Source organism: Rhizobacter sp. P1_G5 (genome assembly GCF_056405435.1).
On sequence record NZ_JBFUCB010000263.1, the window covers coordinates 1 to 7,760 of the forward strand.

General features: G+C 70.3%; 8 protein-coding genes. 5 read left to right on the forward strand and 3 right to left on the reverse strand.

Features of this window, described 5'->3' with window-relative positions:
• The 3 genes from rlmH to rng all read left to right on the forward strand — a co-directional run.
• A partial coding sequence (gene rlmH / locus AC1D12_RS18185; protein WP_477842029.1) for a 23S rRNA (pseudouridine(1915)-N(3))-methyltransferase RlmH occupies positions 1–439 on the forward strand: 439 nt, incomplete at its 5' end.
• 9 nt (positions 440–448) lie between these two features.
• A complete protein-coding gene (locus AC1D12_RS18190) occupies positions 449–1,066 on the forward strand; it encodes a Maf family protein (protein ID WP_477827287.1) in 618 nt (205 codons plus the stop codon).
• 25 nt (positions 1,067–1,091) lie between these two features.
• A complete protein-coding gene (gene rng, locus AC1D12_RS18195; protein WP_477842031.1) occupies positions 1,092–2,597 on the forward strand; it encodes a ribonuclease G in 1,506 nt (501 codons plus the stop codon).
• A gap of 18 nt (positions 2,598–2,615) precedes the next feature.
• Here rng and AC1D12_RS18200 read toward each other — a convergent pair whose 3' ends face one another.
• Together AC1D12_RS18200 and AC1D12_RS18205 are read right to left on the reverse strand one after the other, a co-directional pair.
• On the reverse strand, positions 2,616–3,326 hold the full coding sequence (locus AC1D12_RS18200; protein WP_052211721.1) for a class I SAM-dependent methyltransferase: 711 nt from the start codon (positions 3,324–3,326) through the stop codon (positions 2,616–2,618).
• A complete protein-coding gene (locus AC1D12_RS18205; RefSeq protein WP_477842037.1) occupies positions 3,323–4,432 on the reverse strand; it encodes a glycosyltransferase WbsX family protein in 1,110 nt (369 codons plus the stop codon). The genes AC1D12_RS18200 and AC1D12_RS18205 overlap by 4 nt, the downstream gene beginning before the upstream one ends.
• 154 nt (positions 4,433–4,586) lie before the next feature.
• On the opposite strand from AC1D12_RS18205, the gene AC1D12_RS18210 reads away from it, so the two are divergent.
• Both AC1D12_RS18210 and AC1D12_RS18215 read left to right on the forward strand, forming a co-directional pair.
• Positions 4,587–5,561: a DUF5672 family protein gene (locus tag AC1D12_RS18210; protein ID WP_477842033.1), complete on the forward strand. Its 975-nt coding sequence runs from the start codon at positions 4,587–4,589 to the stop codon at positions 5,559–5,561.
• Positions 5,558–6,661, forward strand: a complete 1,104-nt coding sequence (locus AC1D12_RS18215) for a glycosyltransferase family 9 protein (RefSeq protein WP_477828234.1) — start codon at positions 5,558–5,560, stop codon at positions 6,659–6,661. Before AC1D12_RS18210 ends, AC1D12_RS18215 begins: the two co-directional genes overlap by 4 nt.
• Here AC1D12_RS18215 and AC1D12_RS18220 read toward each other — a convergent pair.
• Positions 6,642–7,760: glycosyltransferase family 4 protein (locus AC1D12_RS18220; protein ID WP_477842035.1), on the reverse strand; the 1,119-nt coding region annotated here is incomplete at its 5' end. The genes AC1D12_RS18215 and AC1D12_RS18220 overlap by 20 nt on opposite strands.

Here is a 7,760-nt window from a genome sequence, read left to right on the forward strand (position 1 = left end):
GCGCCAGCCGGCCTGGGCCGAGACGGCCTATGACGACTTCGCGAAGCGCTTCCCGCCGGAGATGCGCCTCGAGCTGAAGGCCGTCAAGGCCGAGACCCGCGGCTCGCGCACCGCCGAGCAGATGATGGCGGCCGAGGCCGCCCGCATCGAGGCGGCGCTGCCGAAGGGCGTGCGCCGCGTCGTGCTCGACGAGCGCGGCGACCGGCTGACCAGCGTGCAGCTGGCCGCCCGCATGAAGGCCTGGCTGCCCGACGGGCGCGACGTCGCCTTCCTGGTCGGCGGCCCCGACGGGCTCGATGCCGGGCTGAAACGCAGCGCCGACGAGACGATGCGGCTGTCCGACCTGACGCTGCCGCATGCCTTCGCGCGCGTGCTGCTGGCCGAGGCGCTGTACCGGGCCTGGACGCTGACCGTGAACCACCCCTACCACCGCGAATAGCGGACCCGGATGCCCGACGCCCCGCTGCACGACTTCATCTACCTTGCGTCGCAGAGCCCGCGCCGCCGCCAGTTGCTCGACCAGGTGGGCGTGCGCCACGAGCTGCTGCTGCCCGATGCCGACGAAGATGCCGAGGCGCTCGAGGCCGAGCGGGCCGGCGAACTGCCGGCCGATTACGTCGAGCGCGTGACCCTCGCCAAGCTGGCCGCCGCGCGCAAGCGCCATGCGGCGCGCGGCCTGCCCGGCGCGCCGATCCTGTGCTCGGACACCACCGTCGCGGTGGGGCGCCGCATCCTCGGCAAACCGGCCGATGCCGACGACGCGCGCCGGGTGCTCGGGCTGCTGTCGGGCCGCACGCACCGCGTGCTGACGGCCGTCGCGCTGGCCCACGGCCGGCGGCGCGAGCTGCTCGTCAACGTCTCGCGCGTCGAGGTGGCGCTGCTGCCGCCGGCGTGGATCGAGGCCTACATCGCCAGCGGCGAGCCGTTCGGCAAGGCCGGCTCGTACGCGATCCAGAGCGCGATGGCGGGCTGGATCCGCCGGATCGACGGCAGTCACTCCGGTATCATGGGTTTGCCCCTGTACGAAACGGCCCAACTGCTGAGACAAGCGCGCGTCAGGTTCTGACGCCGCCGCCACAACAAGAGCGCCCATGCAAGACATCCTCATCAACTGGGCACCCCAAGAGACCCGTGTCGCGATCGTCGAGAACGGCGCGGTGCAGGAACTCCACCTCGAACGCACGCTCGAGCGCGGCCTCGTCGGCAACATCTACGCCGGCCGCGTGGCCCGCGTGCTGCCGGGCATGCAGTCGGCCTTCATCGACATCGGGCTGGAGCGCGCCGCCTTCCTGCACGTGGCCGACGTGCACGTGGTCGGCAGCGGCCCGCGCAACGACCATGCGCCCGGCGCCGCGCCGCCGCCGCCGATCGAGCGGCTGGTGTTCGAGGGCCAGACGCTGACGGTGCAGGTCMTCAARGACCCGATMGGCACCAAGGGCGCGCGGCTGWCCRCGCARATCAGCATYGCCGGSCGSATGCTGGTGTTCCTGCCGCAGGACGACCAYATCGGCATCTCGCAGAAGATCGGCTCGCACGAGCTGCGAGACCAGCTGCGCACCCGCATGAACCAGCTGACCGGCAAGACCGAGGACGGCCAGCCGCCGGCCACCGCGTATGCGGGCGGCGGCTTCATCCTGCGCACCAATGCCGAGGACGCGACCGACACCGAGCTGGGCGACGACATCGCCTACCTGCGCAAGACCTGGGGCGCGATCCGCGAGCGCAGCTTCAAGTCGCCGCCGGGCACGCTGCTGCACCAGGACCTGAGCCTGGTCGAGCGCGTGCTGCGCGACCTGGTGAACGACGCGACGCAGTCGATCCGCATCGATTCGCTGATGCAGCACGAGCAGCTGGTGGCGTTCGGCGCCGAGTACACGCCGGGCTCGGTCGGCAAGCTGCAGCACTACAAGGGCGAGCGGCCGATCTTCGACCTGTACAACATCGACGAGGAGATCGCGAAGGCGCTGGCGCGGCGCGTCGACCTGAAGTCGGGCGGCTACCTGATCATCGACCAGACCGAGGCGCTGACGACGATCGACGTCAACACCGGCGGCTACGTCGGCGCGCGCAACTTCGACGACACGATCTTCAAGACCAACCTCGAGGCCGCGCAGGCSATTGCSCGCCAGCTGCGGCTGCGCAACCTGGGCGGCATCATCATCATCGACTTCATCGACATGGCGCGCGAGGAGCACCAGGGCACGGTGCTCGGCGAGCTGCGCAAGCAGCTGGCGCGCGACCGCACCAAGATCACGGTGAGCGGCTTCACGCAGCTGGGGCTGGTCGAGATGACGCGCAAGCGCACGCGCGAATCGCTGGCGCACATGCTGTGCGAGCCGTGCCCCACCTGCGGCGGCAAGGGCCAGGTGAAGACGCCGCGCAGCGTCTGCTACGACATCCTGCGCGAGATCCTGCGCGAGGCGCGCCAGTTCAACCCGAAGGAGTTCCGCGTGATCGCGGCGCCTGCGGTGGTCGAGATGCTGCTCGACGAAGAGAGCCAGCACCTGGCGGGGCTGAGCGACTTCATCGGCAAGCCGATCTCGCTGCAGGCCGAGGCCGCCGGCTCGCCGGAGGCGTATGACATCGTGCTGATGTAGCGGCTGCGGGGGCGAGGCCTACTTGACCGCCTCGAATTCCCACAGCAGGTGCGCCTTGCGGTGCTCGTTGTTGCCGAGGTCCTTGCCGCGCAACCGCCGCACGCCGTCGCGCACCGCATAGGCGATCCAGCGCAGCGGTTCGCGGCGCTTGCGCCGCTGGCGTTCCAGCGCCTCGCGTTCGGCGGCTTTCTCCGGCCCGGTGAAATCCAGGTTGTGGTGCCGAACCCATTGCGCGCGCACCAGCCGGAAGCGGCCTTCGAAGCCGTAGATGCGGCCGAAGGGCGTCTCGCCGCAGAAGTACTCATGCGTGCGGTCGGTGATGATGTTGACGTGCGTCGGGTCCTGGAACGCCTCCGGTTGCGGGTAGGCCGGCGTCACCGCATACAGCCGGCCGCCCGGCGCCAGCACGCGCCAGATCTCGTTCATCAGCGAGATGAACGGCAGGATCGTGCGGCGTTCGTCGGGCACCGCCAGCACGCGCGGGATGTGCTCGATGAAATCGAAGGCCGAGACCGAGCCGAACATGCCGTCCGGATAGGGAATCGGGTCGAGCGCCAGATTGGCTTCCCGCGATTCGAAATCGGGTGTCGGCGGCAATGCGCGGATGTCGACGCCGAACAGCCGCTGTTGCCGGTAGGGATTGCGCGGGAACTTGCCGCAACCCAGGTCGAGGTGGGTGTCCGGCAGGCCACCGGGCAGAGTCGGCAGGACTTTGGAATCGTGGGTCATGGCATGTTTTCGGCGGGCGTGTGGGTGAGCTCGGCAATGATGTCCAGCATCTGCGTGCCCCGGTGTGTATCGGGTTCGAGGTAGGTGCCCTCCGCCCATTCGTTCCACGCGTTGAAGAACACGAAGGGTTGCTCGGCCCTGCGCGCCTTGGCCAATTGTGCGGCGAGGCCATTGCGGAACGCCTCCGGGCTGAAGTTGCGCAGCACCAAGCCGCGCTTGCCGCGCCGCGGGCTGTTGTCCCAGTCGGCGAAGGCCCCCGGATACACGCGAGGGCGTGAGGGGCGGCGACTGATCAGTTGCCACAGCAGCCGGTAGTCGTGGGAATCGAGGCGGTGCGGGCGTGCATCGGGCTGAAACCAGCGGCGCACCTTGGCCATCTGGCGGGTGACCTTGTGGCGCAGCCGGTACCAACGCGGCTGATCGTGCCTGAGCGTGTACATCGGCTCGAACTCCACCGCCGCATCGGCCAGGTCCAGGCGCGTGTCGGCGTCGAAGATGGTCAGCATCGAGACGAGGTGCAGGCCAGGCAGGCCCGCCTCGATCGCGAGAACTCGCCAGCGCGCGAACATCGGCTCGAGCACGGGAATGCTCCCGCAGCGGTAGACCAGCAGCATCGGCTGGCCGTCGACGCGGATGTAGCGCGGGTCGAGGAAGGCGCGCAGAAGGTAGGCGAAGTGCTTGTCCCAGTCGGCCTCGTTGCCGTAGTCCTGGGGCATCAGCACATCGCGCTCACCGCCGTCCCAGGCCCGGGTCCAGGGCTCGTTGGCCCAGGCGAGGCAGAACGGGAAGTCCGGGCCGCCGTCCTCGAGCAGCGCGAGGATCGGGCGCTGCAGCAGCTGCTTGCCGTTGAACCAGTAGTGGTAGTAACAGAAGCCGTGCACGCCGTGGCGGCGCGCCAGGTCGGCCTGCCATTCTCGCGTTTCGCGCTGCATCATGTCGTAGTAGCGGTCGGCGGCCGGCACGCGCGGCTGGAGGTGCCCGCGGTACAGCGGTTCCGCGCGGCGCACGTTGGTCCATTCGGTGAAGCCCTGGCCCCACCAGCGGTTGTTCTCTTCGACCTCGTGGAACTGTGGCAAGTGGAATGCGATGATCTTCGGCTCGGAYATGGGATGGCGAAAGACTTCCGTCTTTGTGACTCCAGATGTCGAAGTCTAGTGGGCTTGCCGCACCACCCCTGCACAGCCATTCATCCGCATTAAGGATGGCCTGCAGCAGCGACAATCCGCCGACAATCCGCACCAGCCCGTTGATTCCGCCGACATGACCTCCTTGAGCCTTCCGCAGGTGACCCTGTGCTGCGTCGACTCGACCCCGCGACTGGATTGGTCGCTGAAGGCATTGCAGCATTGCCTGACGCAGGTTTCGTTCGGTGACGCGTTCCTCTGCACCGATCGCGCGTCGCTGGCCGGCCGCGCGCTGCCCGATGGCGTGCGCTGGGTCGAGATCCACCCGCTCGACAGCATCGAGGCCTATTCCGACTTCATGATCAAGGGGCTGGCGCCGCACCTGCGCACCAGCCACCTGCTGGTCGTGCAATGGGACGGCTACGTGCTGAACCCGGCCGCCTGGCGCGAAGAGTTCCTGTCGGTCGACTACATCGGTGCGCCGTGGAACCACATCCCCGAGCCCTGGAAGGTCGGCAACGGTGGCTTTTCGCTGCGTTCCGCCGCGTTGCTGCAGGCCCTGCAGGACCCGGCGATCCGCCCCGAGCATCCCGAAGACCTCTGCATCTGCAAGACGAACCGGCCGGCGCTCGAGGCGAAGGGCCTGCGCTTCGCGCCGCTGGGGATGGCCGGGCGCTTCGCGGTCGAGGACGGCCCGCTGTCGGCCGAGGTGTTCGGATTCCACGGCCCCTACCACCTGCCTTCGCTGCTGCCACCGGCCGAGGTGCTGGCCTTCGTCGAGTCGCTGTCGACGGGCGCGCTGCGGGCCCACGACTTCGGCAGCCTGCTGCGCGAGCTGGTGCACGGCGCGCGGCGCAACCCCGCGTTGCGGCCGGCACTGGCCGCGTTCCAGCAGCTGGTGCTGCGCGCGATCGACGAATTGGACGACGCGGCGAGCCTGTCGTCGCAGGCGCTCGGCATGCTGAAGGCGCTGATCCGCCACGGCCCGCACGCCTGCGCCGCGCGGTTGCTGGCGCGTCGCCGCGCTGCCTCGGGCCGGCGCTTCGGCGAGCCGAAACTGTGGCTGCGATTGCAATTCAACGCACTGCGCGCGGGAGTGCAGGCCCGATGACGGCCGGGCCGGACTGGCTCGTGCGCTATGCGGGCGCCACCTGGACGCCGCCGTTCCCGCAGGCGCTGCCGTCCAACGCGCAGGCCTTCGCGGCAACGGCGTCGCCCTGGAAGGCGGCACGCCGCCGTGCGTTGCGCGAGCTGAACCTGGCGTGGCACGGCCAGGGCCCGCTGCTGCAGCCACGCATCGACACCGCCCGGCACCGCCGCGTGCTGTGGATCCACCAGGGCACGCCGCAGGTCGGCGATTCGCTGATGGACCTCGCGGCGCGGGTGCTGCTGCAGGGTCGCGTCGCGCGGCTGGACCTGCTGACCGATGCGCACCTGCTGCCGCTGTACCGCAGCGATGCGGTGTTCTCGAACGTCGCCGCGTCGGCACGCGARCTGCCGGCCGACGGCTACGACCTGGTGCTGCTGCACAGCATGGCCTCGCGCTCGGTGCGCGACAAGCTGCGGCACTTCCGCCGCGTGCCGTTCGTGCATCTGCAGGGCTGCTACACCGGCCCCGAGTTCAACCGCACGCTGTTCGGCTTCTACCGGCTGGCGCAGTTGATGGACCTGCCGGGTGCGGTGCTCGAGGCGGTGGCGCGCCCGACGATGCAGACCTCGCTGGCCGAGCAGGCCGCGATCGCCGCGCTGGCGATCCCGTCCGGCGCGATCGCGGTCGCGCTCGGCGGCGTGCGCGACTGGCGCACCTACACCCGCTGGATCGAGGTGCTGCGCGGCCTGGCCGCGACCGGCCGGGTGCCGCACATCGTGCTGATCGGCGCCGACAACGGCCTGGCGATGCGCGATGCGATCGTCGCCGCCGAGATCGGCCTGCCGCTGATCGACCGCGTCGCTCGCCACAGCCTCGGCGAGGTGCAGGCGCTGATCGACCGCTGCGCGCTCGCGCTGTGCGCCGACGGCGGCCTGCTGCACGTCGCCCACACGACCGGCACGCCGGCGGTCGCGCTGTTCGCCGGCGAGATCCTGCCGGCCTACCGCGTCACGTCGGCCAACCGCACGACGAGCCTGCACGGCCCCCGGCAGGTCGACGACATCGACCCGGAGGCGGTGCTGGCCGCGGCGCTGTCGTGGCTCAACGCGGCGCCGCGCTGAGGGGCGTGCCGAGCAGGCGCCGGTAGATCGCGAGGTAGGCCTCGGCCGCGCGGTCYCAGCGGAACTGCGCGGCATGGGCACGGATCGCCAGGCCCTCGCGCAGCAGGCGCGGCGTCTCGGCCTCGATCGTGCGGCGCATCGCCTGCGGCTCGAAGCTGTCGAAGTAGCCGGCATGCGCGCCGCCGACCTCCGGCAGGCTGGTCAGCCGCGACAGGAACACCGGCTTGCCGAAGTGCATCGCCTCCAGCGGCGGCAGGCCGAAGCCCTCGGTCAGCGACGGGAACACGAAGGCCTGGCAGTGCGCGTAGAGCCAGGTCTTCTGCGCGTCGCTCACCTCCTGCACCACCGTCACGTTCGCAAGCCCGCGCTCGCGCACCTGCGCGGCCAGCCGGTCCGAATCGCCGGTGCGCGGCCCGGCCAGCACCAGCGCCTGCTGCGGCCACAGCGCGGCCATCTCGACCAGGCTCTGCGGGTTCTTCGACGCCGCCATGCGGCTCAGGTGCAGCAGGTAGCGGCCCGGCACGATGCCGGGCACGGCCTCCTGCGCGTGGGGGTTCAGGTCGCGCGCGCCGTTCGGGATCACCGTGACCGGGCCGGTCCAGCCGAGGTGGCGGCGGATGTCGCCTTCAACGTGGCGCGTCAGCGTGGTCACTTCGTCGAAGTGGCGCAGCCGGCGGCGCAGCTTGTCGAGCGCCTTGCGGGCCTGCGGCTCGGCGTCGTGGTAGACCGGGTTCAGGTCGTGGATGGTCAGCAGCGAATGCCGCGTGCCGACCGGCGGGATGATGCGGCCGAGCTGGTTGAGGCTGTGCCACACGTCGAAGCGCCGCAGGCCYTGCCAATGCAAGTAGCCCTGCAGCCTGCTCGTGGCCAGGTAGCCGACCTGGTCGCCGAAGCGGCCATGCCAGCGTGCCGGCATGTGCAGGTGGAAGTGCACGCCGTGCTGTTCGCGCCAGGCCGGCGCGACGCGCGCGACGTGCTCGCAGACCTGCGTCGAGAACTCGCCGAGCCCGTCGCTCAGCGAGCCGAGCATGCCGAGGCTGATGCCGACGCGCCGTGCGGGGGCTCGCATCACGCGATCAGCTGGTAGTGCTTGCGGCTC

Bases quoted from the DNA above. Each gene is read 5' to 3' on its own strand.
- AC1D12_RS18190 (WP_477827287.1), top strand. From the start codon at position 449: ATGCCCGACGCCCCGCTGCACGACTTCATCTACCTTGCGTCGCAGAGC.
- AC1D12_RS18200 (WP_052211721.1), bottom strand. From the start codon at position 3,326: ATGACCCACGATTCCAAAGTCCTGCCGACTCTGCCCGGTGGCCTGCCG.
- AC1D12_RS18210 (WP_477842033.1), top strand. From the start codon at position 4,587: ATGACCTCCTTGAGCCTTCCGCAGGTGACCCTGTGCTGCGTCGACTCG.